This window comes from Pseudomonas sp. BN607 (assembly GCF_029871175.1).
Lineage (GTDB): Bacteria > Pseudomonadota > Gammaproteobacteria > Pseudomonadales > Pseudomonadaceae > Aquipseudomonas.
Genome location: NZ_SSOE01000030.1, coordinates 1 through 18,265, shown reverse-complemented (window position 1 = coordinate 18,265; position 18,265 = coordinate 1). Strand labels below are relative to the sequence as shown.

Genomic DNA, 18,265 nt, shown 5'->3' with positions numbered 1-18,265 from the left:
ACTAAATTCATTTCAACCAGCACCTTGCCTCTGTCAGGCTGTTTTGGACTAACGAAATTGAATTGGCTCTTCCTGATAAGGCAGTTGTTGCGGTCGTGGCAGGAAGGAAGTGCAAGTAGGATCTGTACTTTCCCGACAACTATTCTGCTGTTGTATGTTTGGAATTTTTTCGAAGCCGATCGAGGTAGTCCGCCCAATGCTGCGCCGCTTCTCGTCGCTGCGGCAGCAACTGCGCGCGCGCATACACTGCGCCCAGAGCGCCTGGCATACGGTGAGACAGCGACAACTCCAGCACAATCGGATCGATGCCCAAATGCTCGTGAGCGATAGTGCGGTAGGTGGCGCGGAAACCGTGCGCAGTGATGCGGTATTCCGGCCAGATCCGCTGGTAGGCCTTGGCCAGGGATGTGGCGTCAACTGGATAGCCTGGGTAGACCGGCGAGACAAAGACCCAGCCATTGCCCGCTTCATCCACCACCCGCCGTTCATGTAGTTCACGCAACAGCACAAGGGCTTGCTCCGGCAGTGGCACGATGTGTTTGCTCTTATCCAGATGGCGTGTTTTCCCAACTACATAGCGCCAGTCGGCGCTGACCAGGTCGATGTCTTCCCAACGCATTTTCACCAACTCACCCGGGCGAACCGGCAGCATGACCAGCAAGCGCATCGCGGTGCTCACGCTGCTCGGGCTGAGTTCATCCAGACGAAGCAGAAGGTGACCCAAATCGGCTGGTCGTTCGATCGCTGGATTACTGGTCACCACATGGCGCACCTTGAGCTCTTCGGTGTTGCTCAGGGCCACGTTACGCTCCACCCAGCCACGCCCCTCAGCGAAACCGAGCACGGCACGGATGATGGTACGCACGCGCTTGGCCATGGCCAGTGTGCGTGCTCGGCGCAGGGTAGCGATGATCTCGATGATGTGGTCCAGTTTGATCTCGCTGACGGGAATGTTGCCGATGGTGGGCAGGATGTGATTGTTCAAAGCGCCGCGAAAGCCCGCGAGGGATTTGCTCACGAGGTCGTGCGACTTGAAGGCCAGCCACTGTTCGGCGACGTAACTGAATGTGCGCTCCTCATTAAGTAGCTGATCGGCGATTTTCTTGCGTTTGGCCTTCAGCGGGGCGACGTGATGAGCTACGTTCTGGCGCGCGGCTCGGGCCAAGTCGCGCGCGTCTTTCAAGCCAATGTCGGGATAACGGCCGATCGCGTACACGTTTTCCTTGCCGTTCAGGCGATACCTCATCCGCCAGTATTTTGCGGCAGGCTTGTTCGACTTCTGCGAGGCCTGAACATGCAGGTAAAGACCGGGTACCTCGCCGTCGGCGTACTTGCCGGGTTCAGCAATGGCACGCAAGAAGGCATCGCTGAGTTTACGCCGCAATGCAGGCGTGGGGAGGGGAGTCGTCATGTGCGGGTACTTTTTTTCGAAACAGGAAAAGTACCCAAAAATATACCCGCAGGAGCGTTGGAAACGAGTGGAATACGACGGACGGCCTTGGACGTAAAATAAGATTAAGACACTGATTTTATTGGTATTTTTGGATCTTGATGGAAGTCAGTCACAAGCTATCGGGATCCCCAAAGAACATCTGTATCCGCGACCGCAACCATTTTTCCGCCGGGTCGTTGTCCTGCGCTCCGCGCCAGGCCATGTGGAGCTCGAAACTGCGCACGGGGATTGGCAGGTCTTCCGCCCGCAGGCCACCGGCAGCCGTCAGCGCGTCGGCCGTGTAATCCGGCACCGTTGCAACGATGTCGGTGCCCGCCAGCAAACTCCCCAACCCGTTGAATTGCGGCACCGCCAGCACGACATGGCGCTTGCGGCCAATCTCTTCCAGTGCCTCGTCGATAAAACCCGACAAGTCACCGGCAAAGGACACCAATGCGTGGGGCCGAGCGCAGAAATCGTCGAGGGTGATGCTGCCGGGCACGCTGTCGGCGCGCAGCAGTTTCGGCATGCTGCGGCGCAGCACTTTGCGCTTGGCGTTGGCCGGCAGTTCGCTGGTGTAGCTGACCCCCACCGAGATTTCCCCCGAAGCCAGCAGCGTCGGCATCAGTAGGTAGTTGACTCGGCGCACCACCAACACGATACCGGGGGCCTCGGCGCGAATGCGCTTGAGCAGTTGCGGCAGCAAGGCGAACTCGGCGTCGTCCGAAAGGCCGATGCGGAACACCGCATTGCTGGTGGCCGGGTCGAATTCGGCGGCGCGGCTGACAGCAGTGGAAATCGAGTCCAGCGCTGGCGACAGCAGGGCAAATATCTCGTGAGCTCGCGCCGAGGGCTCCATGCTGCGGCCGGTCCGCACGAACAGTGGGTCGTCGAACAGGTTACGCAGGCGCGACAAGGCCGCGCTGATGGCCGGTTGGCCGAGGAACAGTTTTTCTGCAGCCCGCGTTACGCTGCGCTCGTGCATCAGCGTTTCGAACACGATCAGCAGGTTGAGGTCTACGCGACGCAGGTCGTTTCGATTCATTGGTGCGCTTCGCCTAAAGTGGGGCAGGGGTGAATCTTAAGGCCAAAGGCTGTTACCCTGCACGGGTTTAGGGGGACCAATCGCAGGGAAAGTCAGGTGCCCAATCGATGACAAGCATGTCGACTATTAATGACCACTGATGGTCTAACCGGCAAAGCCCGGATAGAGTCAGGGGTAATTAGAGGTTCACAAAGGCGAGGTATGCGATGTCCCGCATGATCCGTTTCCACAAGTTCGGCGCTGCCGATGTGCTCCGTTGCGAGGAGCAGGCCGAACCGTCACCGGCTGCCGGCGAAGTGCAAGTTCGCGTCGAGGCGGTTGGTGTCAGCTGGTATGACGTGCTCTGGCGCCAGAACCTGGCACCGTCCCAGGCGCGTCTGCCCGCGGGAATCGGCCACGAGATGGCCGGGGTGGTGACTGCGGTCGGTGAAGGGGTTGACGACATTGCCGTAGGCGACCGCGTCGCCAGTTTTCCGGCTACCAGTGCCAACGACCATCCGGTGTATGGCGATGTCATCGTCCTGCCGCGCACGGCTATCACCCGTTACCCGGGTGTGCTCACCCCGATCGAGGCCAGCGTGCACTACACGCCGCTGCTGATCGCCTATTTCGCCTACGTCGACCTGGCGCGGGCCAAGGCTGGGCAGACCGCGTTGGTAACGGATGCAAGCCATTGTGCCGGGCCTGCCTTCGTGCAGTTGGGCAAGGCGCTGGGGCTGAGGGTGTTCGCTGCCACCAAGGAGGAACAGCAGCGTGAGTACCTGTTGGGCCTGGGGGCCGAGAAGGTGATCGTCACCGAAGAACAGGACCTGCTGCTGCAGATTGGCAAGTACACCAACGGTCGCGGCGTGGACATGGTGCTCGATGGCATGGGTGGGCCGCAGATGTCGCTGCTGGGCGATGTGCTGGCACCTCGCGGCAGCCTGGTGCTGTACGGTCTGCAAGGCGGCAACCAGACGCCGTTCCCGGCGTGTGCGGCATTCCAGAAGAACATCCAGTTCTACGTGCATTGCATCGGTAATTTCACCGGCAAGCCGGAGCTTGGCATCAGCCAGGACCAGGTGGCCTTGCAGCGTGCCCTGCGTGATATCAACCAGTTCACCGCTGACCAGTTGCTGACCCCGCAGATCATCAAGGTGTACCCCTTCGAGCAGGTGGTGGAAGCCCACCGCTACATGGATCAATGTCCGTGTGGCGGGCGAGTGGTGCTGGACATGGCGCAACACTGACGGTTGTTTGCGTAATTTGAAACCCGGGCAGAGTCCCGGGTTTTTTTATACGCCGAATAAATGATTGTTGGCATCAAAATAGGACAATTCCTACATTAGAAGACGGCATGGATTACATGCGTGACGAAAACTTCAGGCGATTCGGAAATATTCCGCCAAGCATTCCGACTTGAACTGTTTTCTTGCAGCGTTCAATGTGATCCTGCTTTCGTGCTGAATGGTTTTTTTACCGCGATCTGTATCTTCAATTCGCTTTGCATCCCTCGATAATGGCCCGGTGATGGTTTGCGCAAGGAGCGTGGCATGAGCATGGCGATGCCTGAGTCAAGGCAGTCTAGGGCAGCAGCGGGCGGTCGCAGGGGTGGTTTCCTCTCAATGGCTTGGCGACAGTGATGCTTTACGTGATTACTTTCGCTTGGATGTAGGAAATTTCTTCTGGACAAGTTCGACGCATGTTGAAGTTCAAGTGCTTGGCACGGCTTGCGTTCGCTACATGTAGTAGGTGAGGTGGTTTCGTGACGGCTATTCACGATCAGGCAATGCAATATATCTACCAGCAAGTGCTCGAACGCTTGCTGAGCCATATGTCCCAGGCGCAGCGCGCTTCTTTGCAGTTACTGATACAGCGCCTGCTGATTTCAGCTGGCGGCACCGAGTACATTGGCACTTTCCGTTTGCAGGTATTGCACGGCAGCGATCGTCAGAGTACCCGGCTGTTGGCCATGCTGCGCGCGGCGCAACTGAGCATCGCCCTGCGTGCGCCGGTAACCTTCCAGTTGCAGGTGTTGGTGGTCAGCTTGCCGATGGCGTGTAGCGGAACGCTGCAAGCCCATGAGCGCAGTTTCAGTACCCTGTTCATGCAGGATGACCCGCGGGTGCAATTGCAGATGATCCAGGGGCGCGAAGTGGTGCCTTTCAACTGCCGGCCCCCAGTAGCCCCCGAACGCTGGCTGTTGGCAAGAGACGCCATGCTGGAGTTCGGTCACCTGGTCGATGCCAGGCCCGAAGCCTTGTTGGGTAGCCGCCTGTTTCTGGACCTGGCGGGGGCCATAAGTTTTGCTCTATGGGTACAGGCGCCCGCCGATGCAGTGGTCACCGCCGTTTCCGGGTTGCAGCGGCGCCGTTACCTGGCGTGGGCCCGGCGCAGCCTGCGCATGGCCGGCGAGCGGGGGCCGCATGTGATGCATCAGTGCCTGGCGATGCTGGCCCACGGTCTTGGGCGCTTGCCCGGCGCCGTGGATGTAGCGCCGGGGTGCCTGGCCGGGCCATTGCATGTCGATGCACCACAAGGTGTGCCGGTGCGGCTGTTTGCTATTGATGACCTGCTGCCGCACTTGCTTGATGAGCAGCCACTTGACGCCATGCTCGATTGCAGCTTCGAAGCCGCGCCGGATGCCTGGCCGCTGCCCGCATTTCTCGACCCACTGGTCACCGCGCAACTGCACGAGTTGCGTGCACGCAGCCTAGAGCCACAGGTCAGTCGCCCGGCGTTGCGGCTGGCGGGACAGGCGGGTGGCAGCGGACCGCGTGAGGGCCATCAATCATTGCTCGGCAAAACCTACGGGATCAACCAGACCCAACTGGTGTGCCTGCTTTTCAGCCCCTTCGCCAGGCAGGGGAAGAACCTCGAGCGTTTTCTGCAATGCCGGCACGCTGACATGCTGGTAGCACTGCCCTACCTGCACAGGGCGTTGCAAGGCAAGCCTTGCCCCGATGCGGTGAAAGCCTGGCTGGTCAACACCAGCGGTCTGCCGCTGGGGAAACTGCGAGCAATCTATGGTGGGCAGCTGCCACTGACCACCTGGCGTCTGCTGAACAACCTGGCCCGCCGCGATGTACACCTGCGGTTGCTGCCACGACAGGCGCGGGGGCGGCGACGTGGTTGCGAGGGTCCGCCTTGAAGGAGCGAGCGGGACGCGGCGAGTTCGCTTATCGAAAGGTATATCGTTACCTGGAGGCATTGATTGGCCAGGCATCCTGCGGCGGCCCTTGCCGGTTACCGTCACTGCGTGCACTGTCGCGACGGCTGCGGGTTTCGTTGGCCACGGTGCAAAGTGCCTACAGCCTGCTGGAGGAGGAGGGGCGGGTACACTGCCTGCCGCGGTCGGGGTATTACGTGCTGATCACTGGCAGCCAGCCGGTCCCGTGCTGGCACGCCCCCTTGCCAGCACGACCACTGCTGGAGCGCGCTTTGCTCGGCCACGAACGACGCCTTGGCCGTCAGCGTGAACGCAGCGCTGCGCCCTGGGAGGCGCTGGGCAGTACCCGTTTACGTAACGCCCTGGCTGAGCGATACACCCGTTCGTCCAGCCAGTATTGGCGTGCCGAAGATGTGCAACTGGGCCCTGATGTACTGACGTTGCTCGATACCCTGCTCGCGGCGCTGGCGATGCAAGGTGGCACGGTACTGGTGCACTCTCCCTGTTGCTGGCAGGTGTTGCGTGCATTGGCACGTGCTGGCATGTGTGTGCTGGAGGTGCCGCTGGATGCCCGTGGCAATTTGGACCTGCGCGCCTTGGCCAGGCTATTGGGCAGCGAGCCGGTAAGGATGCTGGTCATGCCGTCGTGCCTGGGTATGCCACAGGGGCGGCTCATTTGCACGCACTACCAGCAGCAACTGGCCCTGATGCTAGAACGGCACCCGGTATGGTTGCTGGAAAACGATCTGGACAGTGAGCTCTGCTTCAACGGGCCGCCCCCTGCACGCCTGCGCGATTGGGTCGACCCGCGCAGGCTGTTGGTAATGGGGGCGCTTGAAGCAGTGGTGGGGGCCGAGGCGCCGTATGCCTATGTCCTTGGCCTTGATGCAGCGCTGCCCGAGGCATTCGCCGAGCGTGGGTTCAGGCTCGCGCCGCTGCGCCTGCAGGCCCTTGCGCACATGTTGGCCAAAGGGGACATCGAGACGCAGTTGGTCGAACTGCGCACGAACCTGCAAGCACGCATGCGAAGCCTGGCCAGTGCGCTGGGGTCACAATTCGCCCAGCGGGCAGTGATGGAAATACCTCAGGGCGGGCAAATGCTATGGGTGCGTTTTGCCCAGCCTTTGGCCTGGGATGTGATCGCCGCCGCATTGGCAGGTTCCGCATTGCATGCGTTGCCGGGCGAGCGGTTCAGCTCGCAGGGGCGGTTCCAGCAATACATGGCACTGGTATGGCTGGGGGATAATCCTGGCGAGCTGCAACAGGCGGTGGAGCGGCTGGCGCAAGCGCTGGAGCAGCGTTGCGGGCGACATGTCCGGATCCCGAGTTGAGCTCTCCCCGACAAGGCCGCCTCACGGCTGTCGCGATCGGGCTGGTAAGCCTCCCAGTGCCGATCACCGCACCCGATGCGACCCACGGCTCTTGTCATGCATGCGGGTCTGTATGTATAACCAGTGCCTGTTCCCGCAATCTGACTCCAACCCGTGATCGCCCATTCTGTCGACGACCCGTTCTACTACCTGCACAATTTCCGGCAGGTGCTGCTTTGGGTCGAACATCGCTACGAAGACCTGCTCGATGAGCATGAGCTGGCCTTCATCCGAACCTTCAGCCAACTGCAAGCACCCGCCCAGGCCTTGTTGGTGCGCATGGTCATGCGCAAAGGCGAGCTGTTTCGCAGCGACCGGCTCGACTATGTCGAAATCGGCGACACTGCGCTGGCGCTGCAACCGCTGCAGGCCCTCGGCTGGGTTCGCGAACCTGAGGAACTGGACCTTGCCCAGCTGTTTGCCCTGCTGCGCAAGGACGAACTGGCGCGCTGCTTTGCCACGCAACTGGTCCGGCCGCGTGCAGCCAAGCATGAGCTGATGGCACAGCTACAACCCTTGGCGCTGGCAGCCCGATCACTGGCTGAATGGTTCCCCGGCTGCGAGGTGCGCATCCTGCAGTGGTGCCTGCAACCGCTGTGCGACCGCATGCGCCTGCTGTTCTTCGGCAACCTGTACCAGGACTGGTCAGACTTCGTCCTGGCCGACCTGGGCCTGCTGCGCTACGAGCAGGTGCCATTCAGTACCGATTCCCGGGCCTTGCATTACCGTGCCGAAGTCGACCTGGCCATGGCCTTGCACCAGTGTGCCGAGCGCCTGGAGCAGGGTGACGACCCCAGGTCGATCCTCACCGTGATGGAGGGTTTGCACAGTGACAACGCCTGGCTGGCCCGGCGTCATGCGCGGTTGCAGTTCGCGCTTGGCCAACAATGCGAGCGGCGGGGGGACTGGGACCTGGCCATGGCGGTATACGCTCAGTGCAACCATGCCCAGGCCCGTATTCGCCAAGTACGTGTGCTGGAGCGCAGCGAACAGTGGCCAGAGGCCCACGCAGTGGCGTTGCAGATGGCTGCGGCACCCGCTAATGCGCTGGAAGTGCAGGCGCTGGAGCGCATGCTGCCGCGCCTGGCGCGCAAGCTTGGTGGCCCGCCACAGCGGCGTCAGCGAGTCGCGCCGCTTGAGCTGATCGAACTGCAGTTGCCTGCCGAGCACGCAACGCTGGGGGTGGAAGAAGCCGTGCGGCAGCACCTGGCACTAGAGGGAGGCCAGGTGCACTACGTGGAGAACACGCTGTTCAACAGCCTGTTCGGCCTGTTGTGCTGGGAGGCTGTATTCGCGCCGGTGCCTGGCGCCTTCTTCAATCCGTTTCAGGCTGGGCCGCAGGATCTGCACGACGGTGATTTCCGGCAGCGCCGCGCTGCACTGTTCGAGCGCTGCCTGGGCCGGCTTGACGATGGCAGCCATCGCCAGGCGATCCTGGACTGTTATGCGGCCAAACAGGGCCTGCAGTCGCCGTTCGTATTCTGGCCCATGCTCAGTGAACAACTGCTGGAACAGGCCCTTGCGTGCCTGCCTCCTGCCCAGCTGAAGCACTGCTTTCAGCGCCTGTTGCAGGACATCCGTAGTAACCGGGCGGGCATGCCCGACCTGATCCAGTTCTGGCCCGAACAGGGCCGTTATCGCATGGTCGAGGTCAAGGGGCCCGGCGATCGCCTGCAAGATAACCAGCTGCGCTGGCTAGCGTTCTGCCGGGAGCACGGCCTGCCCGTCGCGGTGTGCCATGTGCGCTGGAGTGAAACGCCTTGAGCTACAGTGTGGCGGTGCGCGCCTTGTGCGAATTCAGCGCCAAGGTGGGTGACCTGGATCTGCGCTTCACACCTTCACCCACCGCTCAGGAAGGCATTGCAGGCCACCAGCGTGTAGTGGCGCAGCGTGCTGCTGGCTATGAGGCGGAAATCACCCTCGAAGGCCAGTTCGAAACCCTGCGGGTACGCGGCCGAGCCGACGGTTATGACCCTGCCAGCAACCGGCTGGAAGAAATCAAGACCCACCGTGGCGAGCTGGCGCGCCAGCCGCCCAACCATCGCCAGTTGCACTGGGCGCAGGCCAAGGTCTACGGCTGGCTGTTGTGCCAGGCGCGACAGCTGCCGGCTATCGAGGTGGCACTGGTGTACCTGAACGTGGACAGCGATGGCGAGACGTTATTCACCGAGCACTGCACGGCGGCTGAATTGCAGGCCTTCTTTGAAACCCAATGTCAGCGGTTTCTGGGGTGGGCGCGGTTTCAGCAACAACGCCTGGCCGAGCGTGACCAAGGCCTGCAGGCGCTGAACTTCCCCTATCCGGAGTTTCGCCAAGGTCAGCGGCAACTGGCCGAAACCCTCTACAAGGCAGTGAGCACTGGCCGATGCCTGATGGCCCAGGCCAGCACCGGCATCGGCAAGACCCTCGGCACCTTGTTCCCGCTGCTGAAGGCGATGGTACCGCAGCAACTCGACAAGCTGTTCTTTCTCACAGCCAAGACCCCGGGCCGGGCGCTGGCCCTCGATGCCATGCGCCAGATCAGCGCTGCCACGCCACAGCCCGCCTTGCGCACACTGGAACTGATCGCTCGCGACAAAGCCTGTGAACACCCTGACAAGGCCTGCCATGGTGAGGCCTGCCCATTGGCTGCGGGGTTTTACGACCGCTTGCCGGCAGCGCGTGAAGCCGCGGCAGCACGACCCTTGCTCGACCGCGACACCCTGCGCGAAGTGGCGTTGGCGCATCAGGTGTGCCCGTATTACCTGGGCCAGGAAATGGCGCGCTGGGTCGACGTGCTGGTCGCCGACTACAACTATTACTTCGATGCCCACGCCTTACTGTTCGGCCTGACCCAACTCAACCAGTGGCGGGTCGCGGTGCTGGTGGACGAAGCACACAACCTGGTCGAGCGCGGGCGCGGCATGTACAGCGCCAGCCTTGACCAGGGCCAGTTGCAGGCCCTGCGCCAGCGCAAACCGCCAGGGCTGACCGGTGCCCTGGACCGCCTGAACCGCCAGTGGAATGCGCTGTACAAGGCGCAGCGTGCGCCATACCAGACCAGTGATTCGCTGCCCGACGGCCTGTTGCGTGCCCTGCAGCAGTGCATCGGGGTGATCCAGGAACAAATGAACCAGGCGCCCGCGCACATGGACCCGCCGGTGTTGCAGTTCTTTTATCAGGCCCTGCAGTTCAGCCGGGTCGCCGAGCTTTTCGACGAGCACTTCCTGTTCGATATCAGCCAGCGCCAGGGCCCGCGCAAACGCCGGCTGGCGACCCTGTGCCTGCGCAACGTCACCCCGGCGCGGCTGCTGGCGCCGCGCATGCAGGCGGCGCGCAGTGTGACCCTGTTTTCCGCCACGTTGAGCCCGCGGCATTTCTACGGCGACTTGCTGGGCATGCCTGCCGACACCGCCTGGTTGGAGGTGGCCGCGCCGTTTCGCGCCGAACAGCTAGAGGTGCGCATTGCCACCCAGGTGTCTACCCGTTACCAGCAGCGCCAGGCCTCGCTGGCTCCGATCGTCGATCTGATTGCCCGGCAGTATGAGCAGATGCCGGGCAACTACCTGGCGTTCTTCAGCAGTTTTGAATATCTGCAGCAGGTGGCTGGGCTGCTGGCCGAGCGGCATACACAGATTCCACTCTGGATGCAGGAACCGGGCATGGACGAGGCAGCCCGTGAGGCGTTTCTGGATCGCTTCGTTGCCGATGGCCGCGGCGTGGGCTTTGCGGTATTGGGTGGTGCGTTCGGCGAAGGGGTCGATTTGCCGGGCACGCGGTTGATCGGCGCCTTTGTCGCCACCCTCGGGCTGCCTCAGGTGAACCCGGTCAATGAGCAGTTCAAGCAACATTTGGGGCGGCAGTTTGGCGCTGGCTTCGATTATGCCTATCTCTACCCTGGGGTGCGCAAGGTGATCCAGGCGGCGGGCCGGGTGATCCGGGGCGACCAGGACCGCGGCGTGTTGGTGCTGATCGATGAACGTTTTGCAGAACCCCGGGTGCAACAGATGTTCCCGGGGTGGTGGCCAGCGGCCGAAGAATGCCCGTGAGCCTTGCGACGGGTTGCACGGGTATAGGCAGGGCTCAATTCGTTCGATGGCTTCAATTGGGGTAAGATCCCGGGCGGTGCCGATTTTAAAAACGTTGAATATCAAGGTGATGGCACTTTACCGCGGCCTGTTTTGTAGGCATTCAGACTCACCGGTATCTCGTTTTGATTTGCTTCAGGGTTGGCCCGCTGGGTTGCCGGCCAACGCTTCGCTACAGGATTCACGTTTTGACCGACCTCTCGAAAAATCCGCTGCTGCAGTACATGGCCCGCCTGGCCCCATCCAGCCAGCAAACCATGCGCTACATTCTTCAGGACGCCGCCGACCGGCTGGGCTTTGCCGACTGTAATATCGTCGACGTGCCTTGGCATCGGCTCGAGCCCGGCCACGTGATTGCCCTGGTGTCCGCCCTGCGTGCCGACGGGTACGCCCCCAACAGTTCGTCGCTGTACGTGAACGCCATCCGGGGCGTGATGAACGAGGCATGGCGCCAAGGCCTGATCGACCATGAGCAGTTGCTGCGCATTCGCGAGGTCAAGCCGGCCAGTGGTACCCGGCTGCCACCCGGGCGCAACCTGCGGCGCAGCCTGATCCGCGAGTTGATGGATGTGTGCGCAGCCGACCCCCGGCCGCAAGGTGTGCGCGACGCGGCGATCATCGCCTTGTTGTATGGCACCGGTATGCGCAAGTCGGAATCGGTGGATATTGACCTGGACCAGGTCGATTTCGAGGCACGCAGCCTGCAGGTGGTGGGCAAAGGCAACCACCAGCTGGTCAAGTACGCACCGCCATGGGCGTTCGAAAAATTGCAGGCATGGCTCGCACTGCGCCGGCAGGACCTGCCGGCTGGCGTCGAGGACGACCCCTTCCTGTTCAATCGCATTCGCCGGGGCAGCCACATCACCCGTGCGCGCATCACCAAGCATGCGATCTACTACATCGCCCGCCAGCGCGGCGCCCAGGTAGGGGTAAAGATCATGCCGCACGATTTCCGCCGGGCGTTCATTACCCGGGTGATCGAAGAGCACGACCTGTCGATTGCGCAAAAGCTGGCGCATCATGTCAACATCCAGACCACAGCCATCTACGACCGGCGCGACGACAACGAACGTCGGCGTGCGGTGGACCGTTTCGACTACTGACCTTGGGATCCAGGGCTGTTCCGCAGCCCGCATCCGGTTGGCACCGAAACAGGGCCAGGGTGCGCCCCCGCTTTGTGCGCCGTTAGCCCCCATGCTCGATGCCAGAGCGGCGGGGGCAAAAGTTTCATCTGCCTTCACCTGCGGAGTTGGCCCGCAACCTGCTATATCCAGCCTGCGAATTTGATCGAGTGGTCAGGCCGTGCGCGCTAGCAGCCGCCCGTGCCGAGCCCTCTAAACGGCCAGCAGGCCACGGATTTCAGGGGCCGCAGGATGTCGCTCGCGGAGCAGATCGAACAACAACAAGACGATGCAGGCTGGAGCGCCCACCTGCAGTTGCGCTTTGTCAGGCGCGATGATGTGACCCGCCTTGGTGCGTGGAGGCATTTCGGACCTCTTTTGGTGCAGCGGCCGTTCTATCCGGAAGGTGCACCCTGCCACGTCTATGTCTTGCACCCGCCGGGCGGCATCGTCGCTGGCGACCGCCTGGAGCTGGACATCCACCTGGAGCCCGGCAGCCATGCGCTGCTGACCATGCCTGGCGCAAGCAAGTTCTACCGCAGCGTCGGCCCCACCGCGCGGCTGGCTCAGCGCTTCAAGCTGGGCGCGGGAAGCACCCTCGAGTGGCTGCCACAGGACAGCATCTTCTTTTCGGGTGCCCGCGCCAGCCTCGCCAGCCACTTCATCCTTGAGCCAGGCGCACGCCTGCTAGCCTGGGAAACCCTGTGCCTCGGCCGCCCAGTCATGCACGAGCGCTTCGACCACGGTGCCCTCGACAACCTTCTGCACATCGAACTGCCCGACGAGGTTGGCCTCCACGAGCGCCTGCGTATCGAAGGCGGGCAGCTGGATAAGCTCGGCGGCCATCCGCTGCTCGCCACCTTCTGCGCCGCACCGGCCGACCAGGCGGTGCTGGAGCTGGTGCGCCCGTTGCTCGACGAATTGGGTAACCCGGCTGGCGCGACCCTGCTCGGGTCGCTGCTGGTGATCCGCCTGCTCGACCATGACAACCAACACCTGCAACACACCCTGCAACGCCTGTGGCATGTGCTACGGCCGGCCGTCCTCGGCTTGCCAGCCTGCCCGCCGCGTATCTGGGCCACCTGAGAGAGCGCCATGGAGCTGACCCCAAGAGAGAAAGACAAACTGCTGCTGTTCACCGCCGCGTTGCTGGCGGAGCGGCGCCTGGCCCGTGGCCTGAAGCTCAATTACCCGGAAGCCGTGGCGTTGATCAGCGCTGCGGTGCTGGAAGGCGCCCGCGATGGCCGTACTGTCGCCGAGCTGATGAGCCTTGGCCGCGAAGTGCTGACCCGCGAGCAGGTGATGCCCGGCATCGCCGAAATGCTCCACGACGTGCAGGTCGAAGCGACCTTCCCGGACGGCACCAAGCTGGTGACCGTGCATGACCCGATTGTTTGAAACCGCCAAGGAGCGCCGCATGATCCCAGGTGAAATCCAGGTCGCCGCTGGCGACATCGAGCTGAACAGCGGCCGCGCAACGGTCAGCGTCAGCGTGGCCAACCACGGCGACCGACCGGTGCAGGTTGGCTCGCACTACCACTTTTACGAAGTCAACGAGGCGTTGGTGTTCGACCGTGCGCCGACCTTGGGCTTTCGCCTGGACATCCCGGCCGGCACCGCGGTGCGCTTTGAGCCTGGCCAGGCACGTACCGTGCAACTGGTGGCCTACGCCGGCAAGCGTGAGGTGTATGGCTTTCAGGGCAAGGTAATGGGCGCGCTGGAGGGCAGGGCATGAGCCGTATTTCCCGGCAGGCCTATGCCGACATGTTCGGCCCCACCGTGGGTGACCGTGTGCGCCTGGCCGATACCGCGTTATGGGTGGAAGTCGAAAAAGACTTCACGATTTATGGCGAAGAGGTGAAGTTTGGCGGTGGCAAGGTCATCCGCGATGGCATGGGGCAGGGCCAGATGCTGGCTGCCGAAGCCATGGACCTGGTGCTGACCAATGCCTTGATCATCGACCACTGGGGTATCGTCAAGGCTGATATCGGCATCAAGCACGGGCGCATTGCCGTGATCGGCAAGGCCGGCAACCCCGATGTGCAGCCGGGCGTCAACGTGCCGGTCGGGCCAGGTACCGAAGTGATCGCGGCTGAAGGCAAGATCGTCACCGCCGGCGGGGTCGACTCGCATATCCACTTCATCTGCCCGCAACAGGTGGATGAGGCACTGAACAGTGGCGTCACCACCTTCATCGGCGGCGGCACCGGCCCGGCGACTGGCACCAATGCCACCACGTGCACGCCTGGCCCTTGGTATCTGGCGCGCATGCTGCAGGCCGCCGACAGCCTGCCGATCAACATCGGCCTGCTGGGCAAGGGTAATGCCTCGCGCCCTGAAGCGTTGCGCGAGCAGATTGCCGCGGGCGCGGTAGGGCTCAAGCTGCATGAGGACTGGGGCTCGACACCTGCGGCCATCGACTGCTGCCTGGGCGTGGCCGAAGAAATGGACATTCAGGTGGCGATTCATACCGACACCCTCAACGAGTCCGGCTGTATCGAAGACACCCTGGCGGCGATCGGCGACCGCACCATCCACACCTTCCATACCGAAGGTGCCGGTGGTGGCCATGCGCCCGACATCATTCGCGCGGCGGGGCAGGCCAACGTGCTGCCGTCCTCGACCAACCCGACCCTTCCGTACACCGTCAACACCGTGGACGAGCACCTGGACATGCTCATGGTCTGCCACCACCTGGACCCCAGCATCGCCGAAGACGTGGCCTTCGCCGAGTCGCGTATCCGCCGTGAAACCATCGCCGCCGAAGACATCCTTCACGACATGGGCGCCTTCGCCATGACCTCTTCCGACTCGCAAGCCATGGGCCGGGTTGGCGAAGTGGTACTGCGCACCTGGCAGGTGGCGCACCAGATGAAGCTGCGTCGTGGCCCGTTGGCACCGGATACCAGCTACAGCGACAACTTCCGGGTCAAGCGCTACATCGCCAAATACACCATCAACCCGGCGCTCACCCATGGCATCGGCCACGAGGTGGGTTCGGTGGAACCCGGCAAGCTGGCCGACCTGGTGCTGTGGGCGCCAGCGTTCTTTGCGGTCAAGCCGGCTCTGGTGATCAAGGGCGGGATGATCGTTACCGCGCCCATGGGCGATATCAACGGCTCCATCCCCACGCCACAACCAGTGCATTACCGGCCGATGTTCGGCGCATTGGGCGCGGCGCGGCATGCCACGCGCATGACCTTCCTGCCCCAGGCAGCCATGGCCCGTGGCCTGGCCGAGGCCTTGAACCTACGCAGCCTGATTGGTGTGGTCGACGGTTGTCGCCGGGTACGCAAGCCGGACATGGTCCACAACACCTTGCAGCCGCTGATCGAGGTCGATGCGCAGACCTATCAGGTGCGTGCCGATGGCGAGCTGCTGGTTTGCGAGCCGGCCAGCGAACTGCCGCTGGCCCAGCGCTATTTCCTGTTCTGAAGGAGCACCGATGATTGTCTTGAATCGCCGTATCACCGACCCCGGCACGCTCGCCGAAACCGGCACTGTCACCCTCGACGTGGACAGCCGTATCAAGAGCCGTTTGCGGCTGACGCTGGACGATGGCCGCGAGGCCGGGCTGATGCTGGAGCGCGGCCACCTGTTGCGCGGTGGTGAACTGCTGGCCGATGCCGAAGGCAACCAGCTGATCCGTGTGCTGGCAGCGCCGGAGGCAGTGTCCACGGTGCGTTGTGCTGATCCACACCTGCTGGCCCGTGCCGCCTACCACCTGGGTAACCGGCATGTGCCGTTGCAGATCGAGCCTGGCCTGCTGCGCTTCCAGCACGACCATGTACTGGACGACATGCTGCGTGGCCTGGGCCTGACCGTGGAGGCTGAACAGGCCCCGTTCGAGCCTGAAGCCGGCGCCTACCAGAGTGCCCCGCACGGCCATAGCCACAATCATGCCCATGGCCACGATCACCCGTTCGTGCGCCTGCCTGCCCATTCCTGAACTGCCCTGGAGTAACCCATGAAAAAGACTTTCGCCCTGTTTCTGCTGATGCTGGCGCTGCCAGCGTTCGCTCACCCAGGCCATGACAGCAACCCGCTGCACGATGGGTTGCTGCATCCGCTGACCGGGCTCGACCACCTGCTGATGCTGCTGGGTACCGGCGTGCTCGCTGCACTGACCCGGCGTAACCTGACGCTGCCCCTGGCCACCCTGGCAGCCATGTTTGGTGGTGCGGTGTGTGGTCACCTGTTCGGCGACGTGCTGGGCATGGAAACCTTGATCGCCGTATCGCTGTTGGTCGCTGCCGGGGCGGTGCTGCTGCCAAGCCGCCAGCTGCTGCTGGCCATGGCCATGCCAGTGTTTGCCCTGTTCCATGGTTGGGCCCATGGTGTAGAAGCCACGCCAAGCGCGTTCTGGCAGTTCAGCCTCGGCTTTGTCACGGTCAGCGGCCTGCTGCTGGCGGCCGGCTTTGCGGTCGGTTGCCTGCTGCGCCGCCACAGTGGGCTGCAGAAAGCCTTCGGCGGCGGCCTGCTGGCCGGCGCTGCACTGGTGCTGGCCGGTTGATGAACAGCGACCTGGCGTTGCTGCGCCTGCTGCAGCTGGCCAGCCCCGGCTTGCCGGTGGGCGGCTTTACCTACTCACAGGGCCTGGAGTGGGCGGTCGAGGCGGGCTGGGTAAGGGGCGTTGAGGGCTTCGCTGCCTGGCAGCGTGAGCAGCTCAATGACACCCTGGCCTGCCTCGACTGGCCAGTGCTGGCGCGCCTTTACCAGGCTTGCCAGACCGAGAATGCCGAGGCTTTCGGCCACTGGAGCCGCTTTCTGCTGGCCAATCGCGAAACCGCCGAGCTGCGCCTGGAAGAACAGCAGCGTGGCGCGGCCCTGGCGCGGCTGCTCGATGGCTGGCAGTTGGGCCAGGCGCCAGCCTGGCGGGCCAGCCTGGAACTGACCCAGTTGGGCGGCATGGCCTGGCTGGCCGCACATTGGGGCATCCCGCTGCGCCAGTTGGCGTTGGGGCATGGTTTCGCTTGGCTGGAAGGTGCGGTCATGGCCGGGGTCAAGCTGGTGCCGTTCGGTCAGCAGGCGGCCCAGACCGTGCTGCGCGATCTCGGCGCCGACCTGCCTGCGGCCCTCGACGGGGCCCTTGCTCTTGGCGATGGCCAGCTTGGCGGCGGCCTGCCGTTGCTGGCCATTGCCTCATCGCGTCATGAAACCCAATACACCCGTTTGTTCCGTTCCTGAGGACTGCCTGCATGCAAAGCTATCAACAACCCCTGCGCGTCGGTGTCGGCGGCCCCGTCGGCTCTGGCAAGACTGCACTGCTGGAAGCGCTGTGCAAGGCCATGCGCGATCACTACCAGATAGCCGTGGTCACCAACGACATCTACACCAAGGAAGACCAGCGCATCCTCACCGAGGCCGGCGCCCTGGAGCCGGAACGTATCGTTGGCGTCGAAACCGGCGGTTGCCCGCACACGGCGATCCGCGAAGATGCTTCGATGAACCTAGCGGCGGTCGAAGCGCTGGCGCGCAAGTTCGGCAACCTTGAAGTCATTTTCGTGGAAAGCGGTGGAGACAACCTCAGCGCCACCTTCAGCCCGGAGCTGGCCGACCTGACCATCTACGTGATCGATGTGGCTGAGGGCGAGAAAATCCCGCGCAAGGGTGGCCCGGGCATTACCAAATCGGATTTCCTGGTGATCAACAAGACTGACCTGGCACCTTATGTGGGGGCTTCGCTGGAGGTAATGGAGCGCGATACCCAGCGCATGCGCCCCCAGCGGCCTTGGACCTTCAGTAACCTGAAGAAGGGCGAGGGTCTGCAAGCGGTGATCGACTTCATCGTCGAGCGCGGCATGCTGGGTTTGCGGACCTGACAGAACGAGGTCTCTGTGGGAGCGGCTTTAGCCGCGAACACGGGCGAAGCCCGTGCCATGCACCGTGTTGGATGCTTCGCGGGGCAAGCCCGCTCCCACAGGCACCCCCGCAGGCTTGAGGCTGATGCAGTACCTGGGGAAACAACTGGCTTGCTCAATTTCTAGAATCCAGCGCGATCCCTGTGGGAGCGGGTTTGCCCGCGAACACCGGCGGAGCCGGTGCCATGCACCGTGTTGGATTCTTCGCGGGACAAGCCCGC

Annotated in this window: 16 protein-coding genes; 14 read left to right on the top strand and 2 right to left on the bottom strand. The window is 63.0% G+C overall.

Annotated features, from left to right (window positions below):
- Nucleotides 1-139: 139 nt before the first annotated feature.
- Nucleotides 140-1,411: an integrase arm-type DNA-binding domain-containing protein gene (locus tag E8E68_RS07740; RefSeq protein WP_280340491.1), complete on the bottom strand. Its 1,272-nt coding sequence runs from the start codon at nt 1,409-1,411 to the stop codon at nt 140-142.
- Between the two features lie 151 nt (nt 1,412-1,562).
- The gene (locus tag E8E68_RS07735; RefSeq protein WP_110744356.1) at nt 1,563-2,477 is read right to left on the bottom strand and encodes a LysR family transcriptional regulator; all 915 of its coding nucleotides are present in this window, start codon (nt 2,475-2,477) and stop codon (nt 1,563-1,565) included.
- A gap of 206 nt (nt 2,478-2,683) precedes the next feature.
- On the opposite strand from E8E68_RS07735, the gene E8E68_RS07730 reads away from it, so the two are divergent.
- The 14 genes from E8E68_RS07730 (at nt 2,684) to ureG (ending at nt 18,005) form a co-directional block, all read left to right on the top strand.
- A complete protein-coding gene (locus tag E8E68_RS07730; protein WP_280340489.1) occupies nt 2,684-3,706 on the top strand; it encodes a zinc-dependent alcohol dehydrogenase family protein in 1,023 nt (340 codons plus the stop codon).
- Nucleotides 3,707-4,221: 515 nt separating this feature from the next.
- On the top strand, nt 4,222-5,607 hold the full coding sequence (locus E8E68_RS07725) for a hypothetical protein (protein WP_280340487.1): 1,386 nt from the start codon (nt 4,222-4,224) through the stop codon (nt 5,605-5,607).
- On the top strand, nt 5,604-6,956 hold the full coding sequence (locus E8E68_RS07720) for a GntR family transcriptional regulator (protein WP_280340486.1): 1,353 nt from the start codon (nt 5,604-5,606) through the stop codon (nt 6,954-6,956). The genes E8E68_RS07725 and E8E68_RS07720 overlap by 4 nt, the downstream gene beginning before the upstream one ends.
- A 153-nt stretch (nt 6,957-7,109) precedes the next feature.
- Complete coding sequence (locus E8E68_RS07715; protein ID WP_280340484.1) at nt 7,110-8,759, top strand: VRR-NUC domain-containing protein; 1,650 nt, start codon at nt 7,110-7,112, stop codon at nt 8,757-8,759.
- On the top strand, nt 8,756-11,023 hold the full coding sequence (locus E8E68_RS07710) for an ATP-dependent DNA helicase (protein ID WP_280340482.1): 2,268 nt from the start codon (nt 8,756-8,758) through the stop codon (nt 11,021-11,023). The genes E8E68_RS07715 and E8E68_RS07710 overlap by 4 nt, the downstream gene beginning before the upstream one ends.
- Nucleotides 11,024-11,250: 227 nt before the next feature.
- Complete coding sequence (locus E8E68_RS07705; protein ID WP_280340480.1) at nt 11,251-12,165, top strand: tyrosine-type recombinase/integrase; 915 nt, start codon at nt 11,251-11,253, stop codon at nt 12,163-12,165.
- Nucleotides 12,166-12,435: 270 nt separating this feature from the next.
- On the top strand, nt 12,436-13,269 hold the full coding sequence (locus E8E68_RS07700) for an urease accessory protein UreD (RefSeq protein WP_266033249.1): 834 nt from the start codon (nt 12,436-12,438) through the stop codon (nt 13,267-13,269).
- A 9-nt stretch (nt 13,270-13,278) separates the two neighbouring features.
- Nucleotides 13,279-13,581, top strand: coding sequence for an urease subunit gamma (locus E8E68_RS07695; protein ID WP_003253929.1), 303 nt, complete (start codon nt 13,279-13,281; stop codon nt 13,579-13,581).
- Between the two features lie 19 nt (nt 13,582-13,600).
- On the top strand, nt 13,601-13,918 hold the full coding sequence (locus tag E8E68_RS07690) for an urease subunit beta (protein ID WP_110744348.1): 318 nt from the start codon (nt 13,601-13,603) through the stop codon (nt 13,916-13,918).
- Nucleotides 13,915-15,618, top strand: coding sequence for an urease subunit alpha (gene ureC, locus E8E68_RS07685; protein WP_110744347.1), 1,704 nt, complete (start codon nt 13,915-13,917; stop codon nt 15,616-15,618). Before E8E68_RS07690 ends, ureC begins: the two co-directional genes overlap by 4 nt.
- A 10-nt stretch (nt 15,619-15,628) precedes the next feature.
- The gene (gene ureE, locus E8E68_RS07680) at nt 15,629-16,132 is read left to right on the top strand and encodes an urease accessory protein UreE (protein WP_110744346.1); all 504 of its coding nucleotides are present in this window, start codon (nt 15,629-15,631) and stop codon (nt 16,130-16,132) included.
- A gap of 18 nt (nt 16,133-16,150) precedes the next feature.
- Nucleotides 16,151-16,696: a HupE/UreJ family protein gene (locus E8E68_RS07675; RefSeq protein WP_110744345.1), complete on the top strand. Its 546-nt coding sequence runs from the start codon at nt 16,151-16,153 to the stop codon at nt 16,694-16,696.
- The gene (locus tag E8E68_RS07670; protein WP_266033254.1) at nt 16,696-17,370 is read left to right on the top strand and encodes an urease accessory UreF family protein; all 675 of its coding nucleotides are present in this window, start codon (nt 16,696-16,698) and stop codon (nt 17,368-17,370) included. Before E8E68_RS07675 ends, E8E68_RS07670 begins: the two co-directional genes overlap by 1 nt.
- An 11-nt stretch (nt 17,371-17,381) precedes the next feature.
- On the top strand, nt 17,382-18,005 hold the full coding sequence (gene ureG / locus E8E68_RS07665; protein ID WP_266033257.1) for an urease accessory protein UreG: 624 nt from the start codon (nt 17,382-17,384) through the stop codon (nt 18,003-18,005).
- Nucleotides 18,006-18,265 lie beyond the last annotated feature (260 nt).